The sequence below is a fragment of the Acinetobacter sp. DMC2 genome, from assembly GCF_056314305.1.
In genome coordinates this window covers 125,570-151,256 of sequence record NZ_JBQUYP010000004.1, presented here as the reverse complement: position 1 = coordinate 151,256, position 25,687 = coordinate 125,570, and the positions used below count along the sequence as shown (strand labels likewise).

The following is a 25,687-nucleotide window of genomic DNA, read 5'->3' as shown; positions in this document are numbered from 1 at the left end:
CATCAAAAAACTGCTTGCACTCAACTTTCTGGTTCAAAGTTGGTGCGGAAGGGGGGACTTGAACCCCCACGCCCGAAGGCACTACCACCTCAAGGTAGCGTGTCTACCAATTCCACCACCACCGCAGCTTGTGGGACGCATTCTAGTCCTTCCAACTATAAAAGGAAAGCCCTATTTCGAATTATTGACCCGTTTTTGGTGCATTTGGTGAAGTTTCAGGCGATGTTGTTTGAATTGGTGCTGTTGTTTGTACAGATTTCAAACTATATGCCTCAGTCGTCTGTTTTTTTGCAAAAACAGCCAAGGTTAAACTCGTCACAAAAAACAGTGCCGTTAAAATAGCAGTAAGGCGAGTAAGGAAATTAGCTGAACCCGATGCGCCAAATACAGTTGCTGCTCCGCCACCACCGAAAGAAGCACCAGCATCCGCACCTTTACCGTGTTGGACTAGAATCAAGCCAATCATCAGTACCGCTAAAATAATATGTACGATCAGTACAAAAGAGTGCATACCCTATCCTCGTTATTTACTTTGTGCAAAGGCATGTACGATTTGATAAAAAGATGCTGCATTTAACGAAGCACCTCCAACCAACGCGCCATTAATATCTGGACATGCTGCCAACTCGACTGCATTCTCAGCTTTTACACTACCGCCATATAAAATCGCAATGTCTGGACCCGCAGAAGTAATCTGACTTAAACCTTCACGGATTTTAGCATGCATTGCCTGTGCATCTTGTGGTGAAGCAGTTTTACCTGTACCAATTGCCCAGATTGGCTCATAAGCGATTACAATTTGCTTTTGCCATTGCTCTGCAGTCACTACAGGTGCTATATCACAGATCTGTTGCAATACAACCTGCTCTGCCAAATTTTGTTCACGCTGTTCGAGACTTTCACCCACACAATAAATGACAGTTAAGCCTGCATTTAAAGAATTTTGGAGTTTTGCCTTCAAAATTTCAACGTTATCACCTAACAAATCACGGCGCTCAGAGTGACCCACCAATACAAAATTAATTTGGCTATCTTTTAATAATTCTGCACTGACTTCACCAGTATAGGCGCCTGTACCTGCTACACGCGATACATCCTGTGCAACTGTATATACTGTTTTTGCAGCATCTTGCAATTGGGTTTGTACCATTGTAAGTGCAATAGAAACCGGAGCAACTCCGACATGGCAGCTTTCATCTGCAATTTCGTTTTGTTGCAATAGTTGTTTAAATTCTTCTATAAGTTGTTTGGCATTGGCACGCATTGGGTTCATTTTCCAGTTGCCAACTACCCAAGGCGTAATCGTCGAACCCGACATACGGCTCACCTTTCATCAAAAATGCAGCACATTCTACACGCATTTCTACAAATTTCAGATACTTTTCTTTAACGGCTTTGCTCATATCTTTTCTACTATTTGAAAACAGTCATAAAACTTTATTAAGACTAAAGCTCCGCGTTTTAAAAATTAATGAATAAAAACTTCGACTGGTTCAAGCTTTAATATATGGATCAAGACGAGAGCATCATTTTCTCAGGTAGTAATTTTAGATAACAAAAGTATAATTTTTTATATACCAATTATAAACATATGAGCACAGGTAGGCAGATGTCAGTCATACATACATCTCCAAAATTTTCGGGGTTTTTTCGACGATTAGTCGAAGAAAAACATGTGTCGGCAGCGACCATGCAGGCAGCACTAGATGCAGCAAAAAGAGCTAAACAGGATACTGTTGCGTACCTGATTGAAGAGGTTAATCTCTCCCCTTCTTTATTAGCTGAAACAATTTCTATTGAATTTGCTGAGCCATATTTTGATCTGGACGTTTACGATGTCAGCCAGATTCCTAAAGATTTGGTCGACCAGAAACTGATTTTAAAACATCGGATCTTGCCTCTCGTAAAAAAAGGACAGATTTTATATGTTGCAACCAGTAATCCTAGCAATATTGATGCTATTGATGCTATTCGCTTCAACAGCAAGCTTATGGTTGAGCCGGTTATTGTCGAGTATCATAAACTCGAGAAAATTCTGGTACAGCAATTTACTGAAGAAAGTAGTTTCGAGTTTAGCGATGAAGAGTTTGATCTAGATGTAGATCTTGATACCTCAGCTGCTCCAGAAGAGGATGAGGATACTCCACAAGGCGATGAAGCACCTATTGTTAAATATATTAACAAGTTATTGATTGATGCGATTCGTATGGGGGCTTCTGATTTACATTTCGAACCTTATGAGAAATCGTATCGGGTCCGTTATCGGGTCGATGGCGTTTTACGTCAAATTGCAAATCCGCCTTTGCAACTGGCTAATCGTTTGGCTTCACGCTTAAAAGTGATGTCTCAAATGGACATTTCTGAAAAGCGTGTCCCTCAAGATGGTCGTATCAAGCTCAAGCTATCAAAATCTAAAGCAATTGATTTTCGTGTGAACTCTCTTCCGACCTTATTTGGTGAAAAGTTAGTTCTACGTATTCTCGATCCATCGAGTGCCATGCTGGGAATTGATGCACTAGGATATGAAGAAGAGCAAAAAGCACTCTTTATGGAAGCCTTAGATAAGCCACAAGGTATGCTTTTAATCACAGGTCCGACAGGTTCTGGTAAGACTGTATCTTTATATACAGGCCTCAACATTTTAAACACTGAAAGTTCCAATATTTCTACTGCCGAAGATCCAGTCGAAATTAACCTTGAAGGCATTAATCAGGTTAATGTGAACCCTAAGGTAGGTCTAACTTTTTCAGCTGCACTTAAGTCATTTTTACGTCAGGACCCTGACATTATTATGGTCGGTGAGATTCGTGATTTAGAAACAGCTGAAATCGCGATTAAAGCTGCTCAGACAGGTCATATGGTGATGTCCACGCTACATACCAACAGTGCTCCTGAAACACTGACTCGTCTACGCAATATGGGCGTTCCGTCTTTCAATATTGCAACATCAGTCAATCTGGTCATTGCTCAGCGTTTGGCACGTCGACTATGTTCTCAATGTAAAGTACCTACTGACATTCCTAAACAAAGCCTATTGGAAATGGGTTTTACCGAACAAGATCTGATGCATCCCGATTTTCAAGTTTTTCAACCAGTCGGTTGTCCAGAATGTCGTGAGGGCTACAAAGGTCGAGTTGGTATTTATGAAGTAATGAAAGTCACACCTGAGATTTCCAAGATTATTATGGAAGATGGCAATGCGTTAGAAATCGCTGCCGCTTCTGAAAAACTGGGGTTTAATAATCTGCGTCGCTCAGGTTTAAAGAAAGTTATGCAAGGTGTTACTTCTTTACAAGAAGTCAACCGCGTAACCAGTGAATAAAAGACAATTTAAAATAAGGATAATGTCATGACTGTCAAAAAGGCACAATTGATGCCGACTTTTGCTTATGATGGGGTTGACCGTAAAGGCGTAAAAATTAAGGGGGAACTTCCAGCTAAAAATATGGCTTTAGCTAAAGTCACCCTACGCAAACAAGGTGTAACTGTCCGTAATATTCGGGAAAAGCGTAAAAATATTCTTGAAGGTTTATTTAAGAAAAAAGTATCAACGCTCGATATCACGATTTTCACACGACAACTTGCAACCATGATGAAAGCCGGCGTCCCACTAGTACAAGGCTTTGAAATTGTGGCAGAAGGTTTAGAAAACCCAGCTATGCGCGAGGTGGTACTCGGTATTAAAGGTGAAGTTGAAGGTGGTAGTACTTTTGCCTCAGCTTTAAGAAAGTATCCTCAGCACTTCGATAAACTGTTTTGCTCTCTTGTAGAGTCTGGCGAACAGTCTGGTGCGCTTGAAACCATGCTGGACCGCGTGGCAATTTACAAAGAAAAAAGTGAGTTGCTTAAACAGAAAATTAAGAAAGCTATGAAATATCCAGCAACGGTTATTGTGGTTGCTGTGGTTGTTACTATTATTTTGATGGTTAAAGTCGTTCCCGTCTTCCAAGATCTATTTTCCTCCTTTGGTGCAGATCTACCTGCTTTTACACAAATGGTCGTAAATATGTCGAAATGGATGCAGGAATACTGGTTCATTCTGATTTTTGTGATTGGGACAATCATTGCCGCATTTCTGGAAGCTAAAAAGCGTAGTAAAAAATTTCGTGATGGTTTAGACAAACTTGCCCTGAAACTACCCATCTTTGGTGATCTGGTTTATAAGGCGATTATTGCCCGTTACAGCCGTACTTTAGCAACAACTTTTGCAGCTGGTGTTCCTCTCATTGATGCGCTTGAATCAACGGCTGGTGCAACCAATAATATTATTTACGAACAAGCTGTCATGAAAATTCGTGAAGATGTTGCTACAGGTCAACAACTCCAATTTGCGATGCGCATTTCAAATCGTTTTCCATCTATGGCTATACAAATGGTCGCAATTGGTGAAGAATCTGGTGCGCTAGACAGCATGCTCGATAAAGTTGCAACGTACTATGAGAATGAAGTTGATAATGCCGTTGATGGCTTAACTTCAATGATGGAACCTTTAATTATGGCAATTTTAGGGGTACTTGTAGGCGGTCTGGTGATTGCTATGTATCTTCCAATTTTCCAAATGGGCTCAGTTGTATAATGCAAGAAATTATTGCTTATTTTATTCAAAACTTAACTGCACTTTATATTGCAGTTGCATTATTGAGCCTGTGTATTGGTAGCTTTCTGAATGTGGTGATTTATCGCACCCCAAAAATGATGGAACAAGATTGGCAGCAAGAATGCCAAATGCTGCTTAATCCTGAGCAACCCATTATTGACCACGGAAAACTAACATTAAGTAAACCTGCTTCATCATGTCCAGAGTGCCATCAACCTATCCGTTGGTATCAAAATATTCCTCTCATCAGTTGGTTGGTTTTAAAAGGTAAATGTGGCCATTGCCAGCATCCAATCAGTATTCGCTATCCAGCCATCGAACTACTCACCATGCTATGTTCATTAGTAGTAGTCATGGTGTTTGGTACAACCATACAAATGCTTTTGGGACTAGTTCTGACTTGGGTCCTGATTGCCCTCACCTTTATAGACTTTGATACTCAGCTGCTACCCGACCGTTTTACTCTACCTTTAGCTGCGCTTGGGTTGAGCATTAACACCTTTAATATTTACACCTCGCCTAACTCAGCCATTTGGGGTTACCTGATTGGTTTTTTATGTCTTTGGATTGTGTATTACTTATTTAAAGTGATTACAGGCAAAGAAGGCATGGGCTACGGCGACTTTAAATTGCTTGCCGCATTAGGCGCGTGGATGGGGCCATTGATGCTGCCATTAATTGTGTTATTGTCATCTTTACTAGGTGCAATTATTGGCATCATTTTACTAAAATTGCGCAATGATAATCAGCCCTTTGCTTTTGGGCCCTATATTGCCATTGCGGGTTGGGTTGCCTTTCTATGGGGTGATCAAATTATGAAAATCTATTTGGGAGGTTAAGATGGCTTTTATTCTGGGAGTCACAGGTGGTATTGGCAGTGGAAAATCTGCTGCAACACAATGGTTTGAATCCCAAGGAATACAAGTCGTCGATGCCGACATCGTTGCTCGCGAAGTGGTTGAAAAAGGCCAACCTACCCTGCAAAAAATCCAACAAACTTTTGGGGATTGGGTACTTCAATCGGATGGTAATCTCGATCGTCGTGCCCTACGCGAATATATTTTTCAAAATCCTGAAGCAAGACAAACACTCGAAAAAATCACGCATCCAGCTATTCGCCAATCTATTATTCAGCAGTTGCAAAACCCAAAAAGTCCTTATGTGATTCTAGTTTCACCCCTACTTTTTGAAACCAACCAGCATGAATTGGTTAATCACACTCTATTAGTTGATGCGAGTGAACAAACTCAAATTCAGCGTGCAAGCCAGCGAGATGGGCAAAATCAAGAACAAATCCAGAAAATTATTGCAGCACAAATGCCACGTGAGCGTAAACGTGAACTTGCCAATGACATTGTGTTTAATGACGGATTGCTCGAACATTTACATCAGCAATTAGAGCCGTTACATCAAAGCTATTTGAAGCGTACAAACTAATTTGATTTATTTTGCTGCTTAATTTGTTGTGCCAAGCTATCTGGTCGGAACCATCGCCAAGGTTGTAAGGCGCCGATTCCCATTCCAACCAAACCTACAACAATAGATGGGCTTAATGCTTCACCGAGTAAAGGTACAGCTAAAATGGCAGCAATAAATGGCGCTAAAGTTACAATACTTCCTGTTTTAAAAGCGCCAAGTCGCTGAATCGCTGCCACATAAGTCAGAGTTGCAATAATAACCACAAACACACCATGGAAAATGCCCTGTATCGCTAAATGGATAGGACTAACTTCCATGAAATGCTTTGGTAAAAATAGAGCATAGATGGGTAAGTAAATAATTGCAGACCAAATCGCAACACTTGCCATAGAGTGCCATGCAGAAAGTTTCCACTGTTTAAGTAATACAGTGAAAATACCCCACCAGATCGCACTAATAAAAAGAAGTAAATCACCCACGCCAAAAGCAGAAGCATTACCTTGCAACATCAACACGCTCATGAGAGTCAAGGCAGTAATCATAATTACCAGACTCACCCAGGTATGCTTATCAAACGGCTGTCTAAATAAAATGTATGCTGCAAACGCAGTACAAATTGGAATACAACCATTTAAGAAAATTGCAGCATGCGCAGCGGGAGCATAGAGAAAAGCGGTATAGACGGTGAGACAATAAATGACCCCGCCAATCAAGGCTAAAATAACAGCATGCTTACTCCATAAAAAAGCGAGATCTTTTTTATAGATTAGAATAGGCATTAAAATTAGAAAGGCTATAGCGAAACGCAATGCGGCTATGTCCCAAGCACTGATATGCCACTGTGCATTTAAACGGGCAAAAAGCGTAAACCCGCCCCAAATGCACATGGTCACCAATACAAAGAAATAACCTTGCTTACGGGGAGACATATCAAGATGACTTAAAAACTAGAAAGGCAGTGAGATTATACCTCAGAACGCTGACGGCAAGCCTCATAAAGTGCCATACCTGTCGCTACGCTGACATTTAGACTTTGTAGGTTTCCTGACATCGGAATATAAACTTTATGATCACACTGCGCCTGTGTAATAGGACGCAAACCTGTGTCTTCAGCTCCCATTACAATTACAACTGCGCCAGAGAAGTCACACTTTTGAAGTGGCAACGCACTTTCATCAAGCATAGTGCCAATTACGCGTACATGAGTTGTTTCTTTAAGATGAGCCAATGTACGAGCTAAATTCGTAACTTGAATAAATTTAACTTTCTCGGCTCCACCTGCTGCAACTTTACGAGCAGTTGGTGTCAAACTAGCCGAACGATCACGAGGCACAATAACAGCTTGCACGCCCATCGCAGCGGCGGTACGAATGCAGGCTCCTAAGTTATGCGGGTCTGTCACCTGATCCAATGCCAACAACAAAGCATCCGGAGTTTCTCTTAAAATTTGATCGAGGTCTTGCTCATTCAAGACAGGATGTGGACGTACTGCGGCAACTACACCTTGATGAAATGGTAGACCTGCAAGTTTCTCAAGGCTATCGCGGCTTGCTTTTTGTACACTGATTCCAAAAGGCTCTGCCAATTGCAAAATCTTTTGCAAACGCTGATCATCCCGTCCTTTTAAAGTAAACAGGGTTAGCACACGCTCCGGCTCAAGTTCTAACAATGACTCCACTGAATGAACGCCATAATAATATTCCTGTTTTGCCATGCATGACCTCTAACAACGTTTGAGCAAAAAAATAAAAATCCTGCAAAGCCAACTTCACAGGATTTCTTTGAGCATAGTGTACCCGATTTGAACAGGAATTTCTTAGCCTTCTAAATGGCACACATAATCGAGTACTTCGTCAGTTTCGATTTTAAAAAGACTGTTGCCCGGTACATAAAATGATTGACCTGCACGGAACAATTCACTTTCAGTGCTGTCTGCAATTGTTACGCGACATTCACCTGAAATAATTTCCATACGCTCAGGAACATGCGTTTCAAAAGTTAAAGCTTGTTCAGTCGGCAAAATAACACCTAATGTTTTTTTAGTTCCATCTTCAAATTGCACGGTATGGCTGATACATGCTCCACCAAAATAAACGTTTGATTTTTTGATGACCGTTACATGATCAAATTGGGTTGAACTCATGCAGATTCTCCAGATAATGCCGTATTTATATAAATTATGATGAATGTAGTTTAATTGTGCCTAAATAACTAATCAATCAGTTTTCATACGGATAGACTTGTAATTTCCACTGCTGTGCCTGAATTTTTTTGGCAAAAGCATAAGGTAAGTTAATCTCAATATTTCGACTACTCGACACAATTGCATCGTATCTGCAAACTTCGACCTGATTTTCATCTAGGAGTACCCAACACACTCTTTGCGCGGTTGGATGGACAACTGCTGTAGCAATTACCGGTGAACCGTCATTCATCCCTACATGAAAATTTTCACTGTCGTTTTGCATTAACGCCAGATCATAAGCTGGAAAATCGATAGCCTCCGGATCAAATTGCTGACTGTCGTGTATCAACACACTTTGTTTTAAAGTCGGCCAAATACAGTAACGCAAATAATGCTGATCCATCACCCGATTATCTAGATAACGTCCGGTGGCAACATAATCTCTGATATGTGCTTCAATATTATGAAAAATCCCCGTACATCCGCCCCACATTCCAGCCAAAACTAACTCAGTATGAGAATAATTATCGCGCATTAAATGAAACCATTTATCACTTTTGAGCCATGCATCTACAGCCGCCTTTTCGCGGTGCGACACAATAGAATCGGCGTCACGTATTAGAAAACGCTTAATTGTAGGATCATCCATCACAAAAAAGCGCCAAAACAGTCCAGATAGTTGTTTTTGAGGATCTGTAACTTGGATGACTTGCGCGCCCTTTTCTTTTAACCGCTGTTGTACCAGTACTGGCACACTATCATCGACATAAAATCGACACGTCCATTCTGGATAAATCTGTTTGGCTAGCTGAGTATTTAAAATAGAGGTTTCACAATAGCGAGGATTTGCCCCAAATAATGAGAAGGCAATAATATTTTCTTCAGGGTTTGTACTAAATGCTGGTGGTGCATGATCTGGAATCGATAAAATAGGTTCGCTCTTCGCTAGCTCTTTTTTTGTTGTAATGGCTAAGCGTCCAAATTTGATTGTTTCTTCTTTTTTATTTAAATGATGACAAACTTCTGTGAGTCCATCATATAAGTTTGTATTTACATTAGTTCCACTGGCCTGAATCGCTTGTAAATAATGTTGATAGGCCTCGTTATAACGGCCTAAGCGTAATTCGGTATAAGCCAAGTCAGATAAAGCTCCCGGATGCTTAGGAACTAAGCTAACAGCTTGTTTAACATGTTGATAAGCTTTGGCATAATCACCTTGTGCAGCTGCTTGTTTAAATGCATTAAAATGTTGATTTAAAATTTTATTCATTTCCGCAGGATTGTTTTTTTTATGACGATTGACCATCCCTGTGGGTGGTTTCGGTAAGCTGAATGTTTTTTTCATTGTAAATATCCGCAATCTTGCTGTTCTATAATTTCAGTTAGAATAATAGATCACTTGTAGCAAATTCAAAACTTCTCTATCTTTAACCCATAATTTGGCGCGTTGGATGCGTTTATGCTCACACATTTAACTTTAATTAATTTTGCATTAGCTGATCATTTAGCTATTGATATAGAACAGGGATTTAATGTTCTAACAGGTGAAACAGGTGCCGGAAAATCATTATTACTGGATGCACTCTCTGCCTGCCTCGGGGAACGTACAGATACAAATTATGTCCGTTATGGTTCGGACAAAGCGGATATTACCGCGGTTTTCACCTATCAAAATAATAGTCCTGAAGCAAAATGGCTCCAAGACCACGAGCTAGCTGATGATTCTGGGGAAATTCATTTACGTCGTGTTATTTTTGCAACTGGCCGTAGTAAGGCATGGGTTAATGGGCGCCCGAGCAGTCTATCTGAACTTAAAGAGTTAGGGCGTTTGCTGGTTCAACTCTATAGTCAGCACAGCCAGCAGCAGCTACTTGAACCGCCTTATCCAAAGCATTGGCTAGACCGTTATAACAATTTTTATGCTGAAGCTAATGATGTACGTGAAGCCTATAGCTCATGGCAACGTACCATTCGTTTGCACCAAGCAGCCCTAGACGCCCAAGCAACCCGTCTACAACGGATTGGTACTTTAGAGCACCAAATTGAAGAACTCGAAGAGGTCATTCAAACCGACTATAAAGAAATTGAGCAAGAGTTTGATCGACTTAGCCATCATGAACATATCATGCAAGACTGTAGCTTTAGCTTAAATGTCTTAGATGAAGCTGAGCAGAACATTACTCAAGAAATATCTTCGATTATTCGCAGATTAGAGTCCCATGCGGGGCGCAGCGAACAACTTTCTGAGATCTATAATTCTCTACTTAATGCTCAAAGTGAAATAGACGATGCAACGGCAAACTTGCGTCAATTTATAGATCGTCAAAGTTTTGATCCCGAGCGGATGGAAGAACTAAATTCCAAATTGGAAGTTTTCCATCGTCTGGCACGTAAATACCGCACTCAACCAGAAACACTTAAAGAAGAATATGAAGCTTGGCAAAGTGAGCTTGAGCAATTGCACCAACTTGAAGACCCAGAAACATTGGCAGAACAAGTTGAAAAATCGCATGAGGAGTTTTTAGAAAAAGCTCAGCATTTAGACAATATTCGTCGTGAAGCTGCCGCTCCGCTTGCGAAACAATTAACTGAACAAGTGAAACCTTTAGCCCTACCAGAGGCACACTTCGAGTTTAAGTTCGAACCATTAGAGCAACCAGGTGCAGAGGGTTTAAGCTTTATTCAACTTTTATTTACTGCCAATAAAGGCATTCCTCCACAACCATTGGCACGAGTAGCCTCAGGTGGTGAACTTTCTCGTATTGCTCTCGTAATGCAAGTCATGAATGCAGAAAAAACTGAATCTGAAGTTTTGGTGTTTGATGAGATTGATGTCGGGATTAGTGGTGGTACCGCAGAAGTTGTAGGACGTTTACTTGCTGACTTGGCACAACATGTCCAACTCTTATGTATTACTCACCAAGCACAAGTTGCTGCACAATCTGATCAGCATTTATTAGTGAAAAAACAACAAACTGACCCAGCCAGCAGTACAATTGTAGAACTTGATGAAAATCAAATCATTTTTGAGTTAGCTCGCATGTCAGGGGGTGTGGAAATTAATGAAACAACCTTGCAGCATGCTAAACAATTACGCCAACTTAAATTTCAGGCTTCTTCAAATTAATAAAGAAAATGAGAGAAAAAGATTGGCGAAATCCGATTAACTCTTGTATGTTGATAAAAAGAACCTATATAGATAAAAGGGTCGAGAGGCCCTCTAGTGACATTTTTTGAGGGAGAACCGCTTAGGTGACCAAACAATATCTGACTCACCGTTGTCTGATTGCCCCGCCAGAAATGGCAGATGACTTTTTCGCAAACACTGTAATTTATCTTGCCCGTCATGATGAAGAAGGTGCTCAAGGCATTATTATTAATCGTCCTTCTGGTATTCAAATTAAAGAATTACTCAATGATCTCGACATTGAAGCAGACAATGTAAATCCACATGCGGTTTTACAAGGTGGCCCATTACGTCCCGAAGCTGGATTTGTTCTTCATACCGGACAACCAACATGGCATTCATCTATTGCTGTAGGTGAAAATGTTTGTATTACCACCAGTAAAGATATTCTGGATGCGATTGCCCATAATGAAGGCGTCGGTCGATATCAGATTGCTTTAGGCTATGCGAGCTGGAGCAAAAATCAGTTAGAAGATGAGATTACGCGTGGTGACTGGCTCATTTGTGATGCCGATATGGACCTAATTTTTAACCTACCTTACGACGACCGTTGGGATGCAGCTTATAAAAAAATCGGTGTAGATCGTGCGTGGTTAGCTTCTGAAATCGGACACGCTTAATGACCGAGACACTATCAAAATCGATTATGGCTTTTGACTTTGGTACTCAAAAAATGGGAATGGCGATTGGCCAGTCTTCAATTGAAAGTGCCAATCCCCTCCCTCTTTTTGTGATGAAAGATGGTATTCCAAACTGGGATCAGCTGTTAAAAATCGTGAAAGAATGGCAACCTGATTTATTTTTGGTGGGTTTACCTTTAAATATGGATGATAGCGAGTCAGAGCTCTCTACACGTGCCCGCAAATTTGCGAGACGTTTACGTCATCAAACCAACATAGAAACGTTAATGGTGGATGAGCGCTTAACTACACGTGAAGCGAGAGAAGAGCTAGGTTTTTACCAAGAACAGGGCCGCGCAAAAAAGCTCTCGGCAGATAGTTTTGCTGCTGCACTACTCATTCAGAGTTGGTATCGAAATCCCGTTGGATTAACGCCATAAAACAAAAAAGCATGTAATTAAAACTACATGCTTTTTTAATTAAATCACTTCGATTTTATTTTTCAACGATATGCACAGTCGCAGTTCGTCCAGAGACAAATGCAAGTTCATTCTTCGGTGTTTCATCTAATACAATTTTCACAGGCACACGCTGCGCTAAACGAACCCAACTAAAAGTTGGATTTACATTAGCAAGAAGCTTAGAACTGCTTGAGCGCTCACGATCTTCAATACCCGATGCAATACCTTGTACATGACCTTTAATTTTCTGGTTATCACCCATTAATTGAACAGTAGCCTGATCGCCTACATGAATACGATTTAACTTCGTCTCTTCAAAGTAACCCACCACATAGAGCTGTTTACGATCAAGTAATGCTGCAACAGCCTGTCCAACTTGAACATAGTTACCTGGGCGCATATCAAAGTTAGATAACGTACCATCAGCTGGAGCAATTACCGCAGCACGATGCATATTAAGCTCGGCCAAATGCAAATTGCTCGTTGCAACCTCAATGAGGGCCTGTTGTTGCTTAACAGTTGCTTCAGCTTGCTGAATTGCTGCTTGGAGTTGCTCATGTTCTGCAAGAGATTGATCACGTGTGGCAAACACTTGGTCTTGTTCTTGTTTAGAGATAGCGCCATCCATTAGGTTCGAGTAACGACCGGCATTTTTCTCGGCCAATTTGATATTACTCGCCGATTTAATCAAGTTCGCTTTTGCTTGTGCCAAACCCGCCTGCGCTTGAGCAAAGGCTGCGTTTGCTTTTGCTAAATCCGATTTGGCCTGCTCTACATCTAAAGCTCGACGAGAAACATCAATTTTAAAGAGCACCTGACCTTTTTTTACAGTCTGGTTATCTTGAACCAATACTTCTGTGACAAGGCCAGCGACATCCGAAGATACTTGAATAACATCACCACGCACTCGACCATCGCGTGTCCACGGCGCTGCATTATAGTAGTTCCACAAATGCACAATGGTATAGACCGCCACCATTAATGCGACAATCAAAATTACTGGACGGATGACCTTTTTCAAATCCACCTGATTCATTTCACTCACCTAACTCAATCTTTAATTTCGCAATCATCTCTATGCACCCACTCCAACAAAAATTTGATGTATTACCAAAAGCAATAAAAGGTAAAAGCACAAATTGAAAATACTAGGTAATGCGATCCAGCCTTGTGCAATCCACTTGTTGGTCAAAGGACTTAACCCACGAAAACATATATATGCCAAGAGGGCTTGAACGAGCAAAGAAGGCACGTAAATACCATAAACATTAAACTCACCCATTTGCTGTCGCTCCTCTCAAGGTACTGTTCTCATTCATTTGATCTGATGAAACATGACACATGCTATAAGCAATATTGTTAAGTGAAATGAGTAATCTTTGTCGCATCGTCATATCTTCAATATTTGAAGCAAGCTGTTTTAATTCAAATAAACCGTGATGGATTTGCTCAACCAGAGCCACCGTATTATCTACATCATTTTCTTTGGCTCTAAACAGTTCATCCAGATTTTGTTGCAAATTTCCGATGTGATGAGCCAGTTCCGAATTTTGCGGAGACTGATTTGCCAGTTCTTGTAATCTACTTAAATCGACAATACTGCTCGACTCAATCAAAGCTTGATGAATTGAGGTTTTAATCTCATTAGATTGCACTACTTTACTGTTAAGAATTCCAATTCGGTCCAGCATACTGCGCAGATGAACTTTAAAATCAAGACCATAAGGCAAATAGATCGCTTGTCTCATGGCACGATAATGCAAGGCCAGAATACGGCTGGCACTCGTGTCTGGAGACATTGCACGAACAACGTCGATGACAACTAAAGACACTAAGACACCTAAGATCATGGCAAAAGAACCATCAAGATAAGACACCGCATCCATGCTATAAGCATTATGTAGATTTAGGCCCATCATGGTATTAATACCCAAGACCATGCCTACTGGCATAAGCATTTGATTGGCCATCATAGACACAGCAAACAGGAACATCGGCAATAAAACCAATCCAAGTTCCCAGAATGTGGTGACATGAGGGAAAATACCAAATGCATAAACGAAAACTAAAACTGCTGAAGCAATACTGCCCCAGATAAAAATACGCAAAACCGGAACAGGATTATCTAAGGCCGTTAAAATACATGCTGTTACTGCGCCCATTTGCGCCATCATAAATCCAGCTTTCCATCCCGAAATAATCCAGACCCCAGTCACAATAAATGTAATAAGGACTGCACTAATGCCACCTCGAATAGCCACACCATGATCACGATGTAAACTTGGATATTTGGTGGTCATTGGCGTAATGTTGTCAGGGATTTCTTTGTTGCCTTGCTGAATTCTTTGCCACAAGACTTTAACCGCTAAAACATTACTAATGAAATGACGTACATCCATTTTCATAGCTGCGACCAAAACTTGCTGATGTGTCGAAGCCGATTCCATCAAACTCAAGAAATCACTTTCAAACTCATCTGGCAACTGCAAAATATTTTCATCAATAATTAAATCTTTTTGCTCCAGAAAATGAACAACATGCGCTGAGAGCTGTTGCAGTTTTTCTGAATGTGTTTCGATAAACCGAAGTTCCTGAAGCTGCTTAATACGTTCAGATAAAGCGACCAGATTCGCAACGACCATTGAGATTTGATGAAGCATTTCCTGTAAGGGCTTGGTCATGCCATGCAACTCACCCTTCTCATAACTCAAATGTACTGCCAAAGCATGAATATCTGTGGTATCACGAGTAATAGTGGCTAAAAGTTGCGTATTGTTCTTCTGAGGGTCAGCAGTTAATAAATTAGCAAACAGATTTTCTGTATCTTTAAGCGTTTTGATGACGCGCTGCTTAATCGCAGAACCAATGTGCATTGGAAGAATCGTGGCAGAAACCACAGCACTTGAAATCACCCCAATCGAAATCTCAATGACCCGAGCTAAAGCAATATCAAAAATATTGTATTGATCAATATACGTAATCGCATTGAAGACAATCATGGCTGTCGAGTAACCCGCCAGCATAAAAGCATAACTGCGTGGAGTCCGGTCAAGTAAAGATACATAAAGTGCAAACCCTACCCAGAGTGATAAGACCACGGTAAACAACCAAGGTGTATTAATGAGATGTGGCGTTAGCGTTAAGGCAACCACTGCCCCACCCATCGTTCCTATAACACGATAGACACACTTAGAGGACACCATCCCTGAATAAGGATTGGCAATAATCAAGACTGTACCAATCGACCACATCGGGTTAATCAGATCTAATTCAAATGAAACAAATAACGCCAACATTCCGGCAATAAATGTTTTTATTGCAAAGATCAGATCAAGCCTACTCGGGCGAAATGCCAGTATTTGCTTTAATAACATGAACTCATCTCAAATACAGATTTGAACTGATGAGCATGCCCTTCAATGTTAAATTGTCTTTCTAGAGACAACAAAACTTTGCCATTTGCCTAAAAAGCAAATGAGATGAGGAGCATCCTTCAATACAATGATTTTTCCACATCCTGCCTGATTGGCCCAGATGATTTCAATTTGGGCGCTATTTAAACGGCCAAACTTTGGAAAGAAGAGGTATCAAGAAATTCGCCTAGAACGGACTAATTTCTCAATTAGATATTTTGTTTGCCAATTTTTTCAAAATAAAGCAATTTAGTCAACTAAAATATCTCTATTTGATAATTTGATATATTTTTTTATTATCGTATATGATGTATTAGCCAAGAGAAGTTTTCTCTTTGTCAGAGTAAAATACTCAAATCAGACATTTATTTTAGAATTGAGACAAATTCTCTTTTTTTCTGTTATAAAAACTCAAAGATGACTCATTGTTAAAGGATACGAACAAGACACTATGGCAATTTCAAGTTTTGGCAAAATTTTAACCGTACTGGACCTATTTTCAGTTTCGCGTCCAGTCATTAATGTCGATATTATTTGCGAAGAACTTGGCTTGTCTAAACCAACCAGTTACCGTTACCTAAAAGAGTTGGTGTCTACTGATCTATTAAAACGCATTAATGGAACCTCTGGCGATTATACCTTAGGCTCAAAAATTGCAGTTCTTGACTATATATCTCGGACAACAGACCCATTAGTTCAAATCAGCACCCCGTTTATGCGAAATATTGTAGAACGTACCGAACTGTGCTGCTTGCTCACCTATTTAAATGATGACTATTGCATTGACATTCATCATGAAATATTTAAAGACACCGAATTACTCTCGTATGGTCGAGGCTGCCCAAGACCGATTTACGTTGGGTCATCTCCAAAAACGATGGTTTCTCATTTAAGTAAACAACGGATGCAAGATTACTATCATCGTTATCAGCAAGAATTAAAACAATCAGGTTTTGCTGAAGATGAACCGAGCTTTATTCAGCGTATGCGAAAAATTAAAAAACAAGGCTTCTATTTCTCACAAGGTGAGATTGACCCGAATGTTTCTGGGCTTGCCGTTCCAGTACGTTTTTCGAACAAAGAAGTGCCTTTAGCTTTAACTCTAGTTGCCTCTAAAAATCGTTTTGATTTTTTAAATGTTGAAAAGCTCATCGAAATTTTACAAGAAAATGCAGCACTTATTGAGCAGCGTTTTATGGAGTTATCTGAAAAAGGTGAAATCTAAAACTCCACCTTATGATAATTTAACCTTTTCTTACACTTTAAAATATTGAATATCTCATAATATTCTCATATTATGATTTTAGCTCCTATTGGTGATTCTTTTCATCAGCAGCTCATCAATAGAAGCATCCCCCTCAGAGGAATAAGCTCATGTTGCCATCATGGGCTTTTTTCTTGCCCAATTTTTATAAGAACTGAAATTGCCGAAAAGTAAGATTAATACGTGGTTGTAAAATCTTTGTTGAACGATTTAAACGGTGTTGCCAATATTGTTGAGTCTCACCACGCATCACAATGAGTTGACCTGGTTGGAGCCACAATTCAACTTTCTCTTTACTTTGAATATGTCTAAAAGAAAATTTGCGGGTAGCACCAAAGCTTAAAGAAGCGATTGTTGTGGTTTTTGCCAAAGACACATCCGAATCACTGTGCCAAGCCATGCCTTGAGTTCCATCTTCATAGAGATTTGCTAAGCAAGAATTAAATTTCTCTGAAAGTATTTGCTCTACCTGTTGTTTTAATTTGGCGAGTGCTTTGTCCCACGGCAACGAATCACGTGCCACACCCGAATATTTATATTGATAGTAATCATCTCCATACCATCCAACTTTTCGAGCTGTAATAAAGTGCTTGCCATACAACTTAGCCTCGTCATGTTTCCACGCGAGGTGCTGGTAAAGATAGTGAAAATATTGTTCAGCTTCTTCTGGGCTTAAAATACAACCATAGTCCTGAACTTCACCATCGTAGGGTAATAAATTCTCACAAGGCTCTGGAGAAAATAAATCCAAGGTCATACGGTCTCTCCGTGTTGCTTTGACATCTCCCAAGCTAACAATGCCAATTTACGCCCCTTTTGCCAATGATATTCTCCAACCATTCCAGTTGCACGAATCACTCGATGGCAAGGAATCAAATATGCAATCGGATTTTGTCCAATTGCTGTAGCAACGGCTCGAACTGCTTTAGGTTTGCCAATTTGCTCTGCAATATCTTGATAGGTTCGTAATTGACCTTCTGGAATGGTCAGTAAAGCCTCCCAAACTTGCAGCTGGAATGGGGTTCCAGCCAAATTAAGAGGAAGTTTCTGCTGTAAGTGTTCTGAAAAATCTTGTTCGAACCATTCTGCAACTTGTTGATGCCAAATCGTTGACTGATTTTTCAATTGAGCTTTTGGAAAATACTGTTTAATTAAATCTTCAATATTCTCGTGAGTTTCGATAAATCTTATAGAACATATACCCTTTTCACTACTTACCACCAACACCTCACCAAATGGACTGGTCTCAACCGAATAATTAAGAATAACGCCTTCACCTTGCTGTTTATATTCACCAGGTGTCATCCCTTCGAGCTGAATAAACAGATCATGTAAACGACCAGTACCCGACAAACCTGTGTTTAAAGCGGTTTCTAATAAGCTTCGCTTTTGTAGCAGATAATATTTAGCCTGCTGCAAACTCATATATTGGACAAATTTTTTCGGGCTAATCCCCACCCATTCCTGAAACTGACGTTGGATATAACCTGAACTTAAATTCATATGGCTCGCAACATCGTCTAGACTCGGTTGTTGGTCTAGATGTTCATATAAATATTCAATTACATTGGCAATTACAGCAAATTGCCGAGAAGAAAGCATTTGCATGTGTCACCTCCTTAGCTCTCATATCTTACATTAAAGTAGCTAAAGCCCTATGACGACCCGATTCTTGCACTTTTGAAAATAAAAAAGCCTTTCATTATAGAAAGGCTTAATCATTCAATATGTGCTTAAGGTTGCTTTAAATACGGCCAAGCTGCTTTAAGGTAAATAAACATTGACCATAAAGTTAAAATGACGGCTGTATATAACAACGCGTAAGCCAACATTTCTAAAGGTTGCCAATTGAGTAAGAACACACTAATGGCAATCATCTGAAAAGCTGTTTTATATTTGCCTACTGTCGATACAGCCACACTCGTTCTTGCGCCAAGTTCTGCCATCCACTCACGTAAAGCAGAAACTGTAATTTCCCGTGAAATAATGACAATTGCCGCAAAAGCCATTGAAATGGTTGGATTCCACTGCACCAAAACAATAAGTGCTGCCGCCACCATGAGCTTATCTGCAACTGGATCTAAAAAACGGCCAAATGCTGAAGTCTGGTTTAAAGTTCGTGCCAAATAGCCATCAAACCAATCGGTAATAGCAGCCAACACAAAAATAGCCGTCAAGATAATATGACGACTCATATTCCCTGCTTGCTCACCAATACCCATTGCAGGCGGCCAATACGCAATCACCAAAAATACAGGAATAAGCGCGATACGCGCCAACGTTAGGATATTTGGGATATTCAGGATTCGCCCTGTGGTCATAAACACCGCCAATTTAGTCTTCATGCATCTTGTAACAGACAAAAATACATTCTTCAATATTGTATCTATCTGTAACAGCCACTTTATACGAAATATACGAATCGAGGAAGTGGACTGCTTAGGTAAATACCGTAACAGTTTGCCGTAAAATTGCAATTAAATGATCATTTTGGTCCCAAAGATGGGCACATTCCGTGGAATAACCTTCACCAGCATATTCAGTCACCACTTTATATTTAAACCAGTCACATAATTGATGTGGAAATGGATGAACATAGGTAATGTGCCAAGTTAAAGAACTTGCAGGAGCAACTTGTTTAAACATCGGCAATACACCAGGCGGCCAAATATCCATCAAAACAATTAAATCTGGCAATGTCATTTGACGATTTTCATGCTTCTCTGGAGTGAACCTTGACCATCCTCCAAAGTCAGCATACTGACTTCCTGTAACAGGATAATGACCTTCTGCCCAGCATACATCAAAATGTTGATAGCATTCTGGCATTTGTCTAGCAAAAGGAATCGGTTGTAAATCTTCTGGTGGTGCATAAACTGGCACCATAGGTTCTTGCCGTACTTCAATATTCGACGTACGAGGCACACCAAAGCTTGCAACCAAAATGGTTTGTACCGCGCCATCTTGCCATAAACGGGTTTCAAGTGTAGTGACCGATTTCCCTTCCCTTAAAATTTCAACAGTCAATTGAGCAGGCCCCTGCTGTACAGGCCCCACAAAAGTAACACTAGAACTTAATAATCTTTTATTTGGATCTTGAATATTGGCGCACGCTTTTTGCATCAGTAATCCCGCAACAAGACCACCAAACACTGTTCGTCCTTGCAACCACCCTTCAGGTATTTCAATCCATTCCTTTTGTTTTATTTCTTCAAACAATTGCAGCAAAGACATTCCTTTCCCTAAAACAAAAGTGTTATTAGGGAGGATCTTTCATCATTTTGATTGGAATGTGAATGGTCAATCCTTTAGTAATTGGCGAGCTATTTTGTCACTCCGCCTTTAAAACGATACTTATTCATGCAGAATTTTATAAATCGTTCGGGCCATCATTTCCCCAAAACCAGGCACAAGCGTGAGCTCTTTTTCAGAGGCTTTTAAAACACCTTGAATCCCACCAAAATGGGTTAATAAATCTCGACGACGCTTTGGACCCAATCCCGGAATCGCCTCTAAAACCGAAGTGCTACGGCGTTTATCACGTTTAGCTCGGTGTTTAGTAATTGCGAAGCGATGGGCTTCATCACGCACCTGTTGAATTAAGTGCAATGCTTTATGATCTTCTGGTAACTGGATTTTCGTGCCATCTGTAAAATGCAGGGTTTCAAGACCCGGTTTACGTCCTTCACCTTTAGATACTCCCACCATAAAAGCATCGAGCCCAAGCTCTTGCATAACATCCATCGCCATGTGAAGTTGACCTTTACCACCATCAATTAACAACAGATCAGGCAATATGGCTTTTTTATAACGTCGTGTTAAGGCTTGGCGCATAGCAGCATAATCATCGCCTGCTGTAATGTCTTGAATGGCAAATTGGCGGTAGTCACGCTTACGTGCCCCACCTTGGTCAAACACCACACAAGACGCAATTGGAGCTTCGCCCATGGTATGGCTAATATCAAAACATTCAATACGATCGACAGGTCTTCCAATCACTTGCTCTAATTGATGGAAACGTTCATTAAGCTCTAAATGATTACTCAACTGACCCTTAATTGCATGTTGAACATTCATTTCAGCTAGTTCTAGCCACTCGGCACGAGTTTCTCGAACATTATTCTTAATCTGAACTTTTTTGCCAAACTGCTGTGCCAATGCTTCTTCTAATTCTTTACGGTCTGGCAAAGCAATGTTCACGATGAGCTCATTGGGTACTTCATCTGCAACTTGAAAGTAAAAGTTTGCCATAAAGTCACTGAGCATTTGACCAAGATCATCACCAAGCATGTCAGGGAAATAACTTTTTCCACCTAGCATTCGCCCATTGCGCACATACATAATCTGTACGCATGTCACGCCAGCCTGATATGCAATGGCCAGAATATCCGCCTCACCTTTAACTTTAAACACAGCTTGTTGGGCTTGGACTTCACGAAGTAAAGATAGTCGATCACGGTAAAAAACAGCTTTTTCAAATTCAAGTTCAGCTGCTGCTTGTTCCATTTTGGCAATGAGCTCTTGATTGAGCTCCTTCGTATCACCTTGCAAAAAGCGAATACTATTATTAATGTCTTCTTTATAATCTTCAGGTGAAATCAGCCCTACACAAGGTGCAGAACAACGTTTGATCTGATATTGCAAACACGGGCGCTTGCGCTGTGCAAAGTAGCTATTTTCACACTGACGTACATTAAAAAGCTTTTGTAGAACGAGTAAAGTATCACGGGCACTATAGGCACTTGGATAAGGCCCAAAGAACTTACCAATTTGATGCTTCCCTTTGCCGCGACCACTAGCAAGCCGAGGATACGGCTTATCTGCCGATACAAAAATATAGACATAAGACTTATCGTCCCGCAGCATGATGTTATAAGGCGGACGATGTTGTTTAATTAAATTCTGCTCGAGGAGTAGTGCTTCAGTTTCTGAACGAGTGACTAAAGTTTCAATATCATAAATTCTGGCTACTAAGGCCTGAGTTTTAGGATGCTCAATGGTTTTAACAAAATAACTCGATACCCGATTTTTTAGGTTTTTTGCTTTGCCGACATATAACAATTCGCCCTCTTTCCCTAGCATTTTATAAACACCTGGAAGTTGGGTCATGTGGGCTAAAATTTTTTCAATATGGGGACGAGCGTTTTGATTCACTATCGGCAGACATGGCTTAATACTGAATAGCTAATGTGATGTTTTCAACCTTAGTTTTCAAGTGCTTTACTGTGCCAGAACACAAATTTGGAAACGGATTTAGATATGACCCGACAAACTATGTCGTACTCGCTTAAGAATCGAGACGATAGTAGCTATATTTAACGTCTTTTTCTTTATAGACCGCATAGGTTTTTTGGCGAAAATCAGAGAACCACCCATTCCCTGTATATCCCGCAATATGACCATATGTGTGGCCACTTGTTCGCTCAATAATATAAATATCGCCTTCTTGAGGACGATTAAAAGCAGGTTTAATTTTCTTATAACCGTTCTTCTCAAGTGTATGCCCCCAGTCTGAAGCTGCTACCGGATGCTTAGACACATCGGCGCCTGCTGCTTGTAAAGCAATGCGAATATTTTTGGCGCATTTCTCTTTACTATGGTTGGCAGATATACTTTCAAGCTTACTTGAGAACTTATGCAAATTAATATTTTGATCTTCAGATTGATGACTTTTCGTATCTGTTTTTTTATGTTTTTCAGTCGTCGAAGCTGTTTGTCTTAACATCACTTTCATTTTTAAATCATCTTGAGAGCTTTCTTCTTTTCTCTCTGCGATATGATGAACATGTGCATGAACTGCGTGATGAGCATGAGCCATTTTAAAACCTACTTCCGCTAACCAGTCTTCGAAAAAACCGCGCCATTGTAGAATCAAAATTGGTCTTTGGCTTTTAATAGTTGTAACAAATTGCCAGCACTGTGAAATGAGTCACAAAAGCTATTAAGTACTGTAGAGCATAAAAAACGCCCTTTCGGGCGTAATAAAAATACTTATTTATCTATCATTACTGGGTTAAAGATTCACCTTTCCAAGCCTTAAGCATAGCATCAGCAGCATTTTCATTGACAAAGTCACAATATTTACCAGCATAAGGTGGAATATATTCGTCAACACCAGACTTATGATGATATTGTCCGGAATATTCGGTATCGTTTATTGTAAATTTCATCGCTAATAATGTTTCACCACGTGACCAGTTAATACCTTGCCATGTTCCCATTGCAGGCGCAGTAGCATTTGATTCTGTATATAAAGGTGCAGTACCGTCACTAGAGAACCCAATATAATCTTTATTGCTGTAGGTTTTATTAATCATCCAACAGGTTGAACCTTTAGGAAAATTAGCTACATTTTGTTGTAATAATGCATTGTAATAATCTTCAAAAAAGCTCTGTTGACTAAGTGGTAATGACTCATAAATCCATTGGCCTAAATATTTAGTCACTGGTTGACCTGAAATATCAATTTTAACTAAATCTTGATTTAAAAATAAATTATCACCTTTTACTAAGTTGGCTGGCTGATAGTTTAAAGCTGTATCAGAAAACTGGACTTGAGAACCTAACAAATACCATGTGCCATCATTTGTTTTAATCGGATCTAAGGTCACTCCCTGATCAGTGAAATAATGCTGACTAAGTTCATAACCTAATGGATGATTATGGGGATAGCTTATATAAATCTTATTATCCTGAATCTTATAATTTTTCTTCTCAATCATTGGATTCCCAGCGATCTGACTCGCAGAAAAACCGACAAGTCTCACACCTTGTTCCTCTGTCTCCTCATTACATGCCGAAAGGCTTAATATACATAAACATGAAAGTATTAACTTTTTCATTATGTTCCTAAATTATTAATATAATGTAATCTGTATTATCAATGATTTGCTTTTTTTGGCAATGCAAAAATTAAGTAATTCAGATGAGAGGTACTATAGTTTTATTAAAAATTATTCTATAAAACTTAATATCAGAATAACTAAAACGATCTAATTAGATAAGATGACTCACTGCTATCACCTTTTACCCCAATTATTTTATAGTCTTTTTTTTCATTTTTAATTTTAGAAAAGAGAACTAAATTTTTCTATGCTAAATTAATCTAAAAGTCTTCAATATTAAAATTTAATTATTACCATCACGAACCTTTATAAAAGTTTTGTGGTAATTCGAATAACAGGTTAGATCCCATTGAAAAACCCCCTATCCCTACAAGAAATGATATCAAATATTGAATATATTTCTGATGAGCACACTATCTATACTGAACAACCTTGGGGTATTACATCCAAGGCAATTGCTCTATCAAATGATGAAAAGATGGAGGTTATTATCAAAGACAAGTGCTACAGCTATTTTCTTGAAGTATTTATTATCAAAGAGTTAATAGAAGACCTAGATGACTCTTTAAATAATCAAGAGCTTGTATTTAAGATCATTCAATACGCAATAAATGATGCATGATGAATATCATTATTTAAAATAAAAACGCCCTTTCGGGCGCTTTAATTAAAATATATATGGTCGAACAAAAATCAGGAAGAAAATTCCAAGCATCAAGAACCATTTTAAGAAGTAATACAACTTACGGTTTTTAGCTTTTAGTGCTTTGGCTTTAATGCGAATTTGATAAACATAACCAAAAGCTTTATTTAAACCACCTGTTTGGTCACCTGTTTCATTCGGAGAACTTGCAGCAGTCATCACTTTACGACCAAACCAATGATTGAAACGTTCCATCCATTTCACTTTCATTGGTCGTTCAACGTCTGCAAAGAAAATAATACGGTTTTGATCAGTCTTATTTTCAGCATAGTGAATATAAGTTTCATCAAACACGACACTTTGACCATCTCGCCAAGAGTATCTTTCACCATCAACATCAATAAAACAACGATCATCATTTGGCGTAATTAAACCCAAATGATAACGCAGTGAACCTGCATATGGGTCACGGTGTCTTACCAAACGGCTGTCAGGTGCAAGCTCAGTAAACATTGCTGCTTTAATTGTCGGCAATGTTTTAAGAAGAGCTGTGGTTTTTGGGCAAAGCTCAGCAGCAGACGGATGGCTCGATTCATACCATTTTAAGTAAAAACGCTTCCAACCCGTTTTAAAGAATGAGTTAAAACCTAAGTCGTTATATGTACTTGAAGCTTTGATCCCACCTTGATCATATAAAGCTTTCGCTTCATCACGAATCATTTCCCAATTTTCATCCAACACTTTTAAATCTTTAAAATGCTGGGTGTCGATATAAGGTTGATTCGGCACCTTTGAAAAGATGTACATTAAAAAGTTAATCGGTGCGAGCAAGGTTGAATGGTCAAAAAACTGACGATAAAACGAATGCTTTACTTTCCCACGATGCTGAATATACAACGCTGAAATGATAAAAATCGCTAATATGATCCACTTAATCATATAGTTACTCGCATTTAAGTATTTTTAAAGATACTTTGAAGAAATTTGAAATTGGCAGGAATAATAACAAACTCTAGAAGAAAATTCAGACATAGATCGGCAAGTATTATTTTT

At 39.6% G+C, this 25,687-nt stretch carries 26 protein-coding genes, 1 tRNA gene and 1 pseudogene; 9 read left to right on the top strand and 19 right to left on the bottom strand.

Annotated elements, in window-relative coordinates:
• Positions 1-40: 40 nt before the first annotated feature.
• The 3 genes from ACT53H_RS09830 to tpiA form a co-directional block, all read right to left on the bottom strand.
• Positions 41-125: transfer RNA gene (locus tag ACT53H_RS09830), tRNA-Leu, on the bottom strand.
• 56 nt (positions 126-181) lie between these two features.
• Positions 182-511 carry a preprotein translocase subunit SecG gene (gene secG / locus ACT53H_RS09825; RefSeq protein WP_004795012.1) on the bottom strand — a complete coding sequence of 110 codons (330 nt, stop codon included), beginning with the start codon at positions 509-511 and terminating at the stop codon, positions 182-184.
• A 12-nt stretch (positions 512-523) separates the two neighbouring features.
• Positions 524-1,318, bottom strand: a complete 795-nt coding sequence (gene tpiA / locus ACT53H_RS09820) for a triose-phosphate isomerase (RefSeq protein WP_312824127.1) — start codon at positions 1,316-1,318, stop codon at positions 524-526.
• Between the two features lie 291 nt (positions 1,319-1,609).
• Between tpiA and pilB the strand changes: the two genes are divergently transcribed.
• The 4 genes from pilB to coaE are packed head-to-tail and all read left to right on the top strand — an operon-like array spanning position 1,610 to position 6,034.
• On the top strand, positions 1,610-3,322 hold the full coding sequence (gene pilB, locus ACT53H_RS09815; RefSeq protein ID WP_476009168.1) for a type IV-A pilus assembly ATPase PilB: 1,713 nt from the start codon (positions 1,610-1,612) through the stop codon (positions 3,320-3,322).
• Between the two features lie 27 nt (positions 3,323-3,349).
• Positions 3,350-4,576 carry a type II secretion system F family protein gene (locus tag ACT53H_RS09810; protein ID WP_174726993.1) on the top strand — a complete coding sequence of 409 codons (1,227 nt, stop codon included), beginning with the start codon at positions 3,350-3,352 and terminating at the stop codon, positions 4,574-4,576.
• Entirely contained in the window at positions 4,576-5,436 is an 861-nt protein-coding gene (locus ACT53H_RS09805; protein ID WP_476009167.1) for a prepilin peptidase, read from the top strand. The genes ACT53H_RS09810 and ACT53H_RS09805 overlap by 1 nt, the downstream gene beginning before the upstream one ends.
• A 1-nt stretch (position 5,437) precedes the next feature.
• Complete coding sequence (coaE, locus tag ACT53H_RS09800) at positions 5,438-6,034, top strand: dephospho-CoA kinase (RefSeq protein WP_174726987.1); 597 nt, start codon at positions 5,438-5,440, stop codon at positions 6,032-6,034.
• Here coaE and ACT53H_RS09795 read toward each other — a convergent pair.
• The 4 genes from ACT53H_RS09795 to ACT53H_RS09780 form a co-directional block, all read right to left on the bottom strand.
• A complete protein-coding gene (locus tag ACT53H_RS09795) occupies positions 6,031-6,945 on the bottom strand; it encodes a DMT family transporter (protein ID WP_174726984.1) in 915 nt (304 codons plus the stop codon). The two genes, coaE and ACT53H_RS09795, sit on opposite strands and share 4 nt — an antisense overlap.
• A 35-nt stretch (positions 6,946-6,980) precedes the next feature.
• Positions 6,981-7,730 carry a 23S rRNA (guanosine(2251)-2'-O)-methyltransferase RlmB gene (rlmB, locus tag ACT53H_RS09790; protein WP_004795029.1) on the bottom strand — a complete coding sequence of 250 codons (750 nt, stop codon included), beginning with the start codon at positions 7,728-7,730 and terminating at the stop codon, positions 6,981-6,983.
• Between the two features lie 102 nt (positions 7,731-7,832).
• Entirely contained in the window at positions 7,833-8,159 is a 327-nt protein-coding gene (ppnP, locus tag ACT53H_RS09785; RefSeq protein WP_004795031.1) for a pyrimidine/purine nucleoside phosphorylase, read from the bottom strand.
• A 76-nt stretch (positions 8,160-8,235) separates the two neighbouring features.
• Positions 8,236-9,546: a tetratricopeptide repeat protein gene (locus tag ACT53H_RS09780; protein WP_476009166.1), complete on the bottom strand. Its 1,311-nt coding sequence runs from the start codon at positions 9,544-9,546 to the stop codon at positions 8,236-8,238.
• Positions 9,547-9,660: 114 nt separating this feature from the next.
• On the opposite strand from ACT53H_RS09780, the gene recN reads away from it, so the two are divergent.
• The 3 genes from recN (at position 9,661) to ruvX (ending at position 12,448) form a co-directional block, all read left to right on the top strand.
• Positions 9,661-11,328, top strand: coding sequence for a DNA repair protein RecN (recN, locus tag ACT53H_RS09775; protein ID WP_476009165.1), 1,668 nt, complete (start codon positions 9,661-9,663; stop codon positions 11,326-11,328).
• A 125-nt stretch (positions 11,329-11,453) separates the two neighbouring features.
• Positions 11,454-12,008, top strand: coding sequence for a YqgE/AlgH family protein (locus ACT53H_RS09770; protein WP_003654562.1), 555 nt, complete (start codon positions 11,454-11,456; stop codon positions 12,006-12,008).
• On the top strand, positions 12,008-12,448 hold the full coding sequence (gene ruvX, locus ACT53H_RS09765) for a Holliday junction resolvase RuvX (protein ID WP_476009164.1): 441 nt from the start codon (positions 12,008-12,010) through the stop codon (positions 12,446-12,448). Before ACT53H_RS09770 ends, ruvX begins: the two co-directional genes overlap by 1 nt.
• A gap of 55 nt (positions 12,449-12,503) precedes the next feature.
• Here ruvX and ACT53H_RS09760 read toward each other — a convergent pair whose 3' ends face one another.
• The 4 genes and pseudogenes from ACT53H_RS09760 to ACT53H_RS09745 form a co-directional block, all read right to left on the bottom strand.
• Entirely contained in the window at positions 12,504-13,505 is a 1,002-nt protein-coding gene (locus ACT53H_RS09760) for an HlyD family secretion protein (protein WP_004795040.1), read from the bottom strand.
• A 39-nt stretch (positions 13,506-13,544) separates the two neighbouring features.
• Positions 13,545-13,751: a DUF1656 domain-containing protein gene (locus ACT53H_RS09755; RefSeq protein WP_004795042.1), complete on the bottom strand. Its 207-nt coding sequence runs from the start codon at positions 13,749-13,751 to the stop codon at positions 13,545-13,547.
• Complete coding sequence (locus ACT53H_RS09750) at positions 13,744-15,843, bottom strand: FUSC family protein (RefSeq protein WP_440202952.1); 2,100 nt, start codon at positions 15,841-15,843, stop codon at positions 13,744-13,746. Before ACT53H_RS09750 ends, ACT53H_RS09755 begins: the two co-directional genes overlap by 8 nt.
• A pseudogene (locus ACT53H_RS09745) lies at positions 15,834-15,966 on the bottom strand (hypothetical protein). Before ACT53H_RS09745 ends, ACT53H_RS09750 begins: the two are co-directional and overlap by 10 nt.
• 367 nt (positions 15,967-16,333) lie before the next feature.
• Here ACT53H_RS09745 and ACT53H_RS09740 point away from each other — a divergent pair.
• Positions 16,334-17,107, top strand: coding sequence for an IclR family transcriptional regulator (locus tag ACT53H_RS09740; RefSeq protein ID WP_004795045.1), 774 nt, complete (start codon positions 16,334-16,336; stop codon positions 17,105-17,107).
• Between the two features lie 184 nt (positions 17,108-17,291).
• Here ACT53H_RS09740 and ACT53H_RS09735 read toward each other — a convergent pair whose 3' ends face one another.
• The 7 genes from ACT53H_RS09735 to ACT53H_RS09705 form a co-directional block, all read right to left on the bottom strand.
• The gene (locus ACT53H_RS09735; protein WP_476009163.1) at positions 17,292-17,903 is read right to left on the bottom strand and encodes an alpha-ketoglutarate-dependent dioxygenase AlkB family protein; all 612 of its coding nucleotides are present in this window, start codon (positions 17,901-17,903) and stop codon (positions 17,292-17,294) included.
• Positions 17,900-18,754, bottom strand: coding sequence for a methylated-DNA--[protein]-cysteine S-methyltransferase (locus ACT53H_RS09730; RefSeq protein ID WP_476009162.1), 855 nt, complete (start codon positions 18,752-18,754; stop codon positions 17,900-17,902). Before ACT53H_RS09730 ends, ACT53H_RS09735 begins: the two co-directional genes overlap by 4 nt.
• A 125-nt stretch (positions 18,755-18,879) precedes the next feature.
• Positions 18,880-19,467, bottom strand: a complete 588-nt coding sequence (pgsA, locus tag ACT53H_RS09725; RefSeq protein ID WP_004795051.1) for a CDP-diacylglycerol--glycerol-3-phosphate 3-phosphatidyltransferase — start codon at positions 19,465-19,467, stop codon at positions 18,880-18,882.
• 118 nt (positions 19,468-19,585) lie between these two features.
• Positions 19,586-20,380, bottom strand: a complete 795-nt coding sequence (locus ACT53H_RS09720; RefSeq protein ID WP_174731694.1) for a thioesterase family protein — start codon at positions 20,378-20,380, stop codon at positions 19,586-19,588.
• A 120-nt stretch (positions 20,381-20,500) separates the two neighbouring features.
• Complete coding sequence (gene uvrC, locus ACT53H_RS09715; protein ID WP_476009161.1) at positions 20,501-22,300, bottom strand: excinuclease ABC subunit UvrC; 1,800 nt, start codon at positions 22,298-22,300, stop codon at positions 20,501-20,503.
• Positions 22,301-22,433: 133 nt separating this feature from the next.
• Positions 22,434-22,964 carry a CHAP domain-containing protein gene (locus ACT53H_RS09710; protein WP_238612171.1) on the bottom strand — a complete coding sequence of 177 codons (531 nt, stop codon included), beginning with the start codon at positions 22,962-22,964 and terminating at the stop codon, positions 22,434-22,436.
• Between the two features lie 187 nt (positions 22,965-23,151).
• Positions 23,152-23,913 (bottom strand): hypothetical protein, encoded by a 762-nt coding sequence (locus ACT53H_RS09705; RefSeq protein ID WP_476009160.1) that lies wholly within the window; start codon positions 23,911-23,913, stop codon positions 23,152-23,154.
• A 427-nt stretch (positions 23,914-24,340) separates the two neighbouring features.
• Between ACT53H_RS09705 and ACT53H_RS09700 the strand changes: the two genes are divergently transcribed.
• On the top strand, positions 24,341-24,613 hold the full coding sequence (locus tag ACT53H_RS09700; RefSeq protein WP_476009159.1) for a hypothetical protein: 273 nt from the start codon (positions 24,341-24,343) through the stop codon (positions 24,611-24,613).
• A gap of 45 nt (positions 24,614-24,658) precedes the next feature.
• Here the strand turns inward: ACT53H_RS09700 and lpxO are convergent, their stop codons facing one another.
• Positions 24,659-25,573: a lipid A hydroxylase LpxO gene (gene lpxO, locus ACT53H_RS09695; RefSeq protein WP_049837994.1), complete on the bottom strand. Its 915-nt coding sequence runs from the start codon at positions 25,571-25,573 to the stop codon at positions 24,659-24,661.
• Between the last annotated feature and the right edge of the window lie 114 nt (positions 25,574-25,687).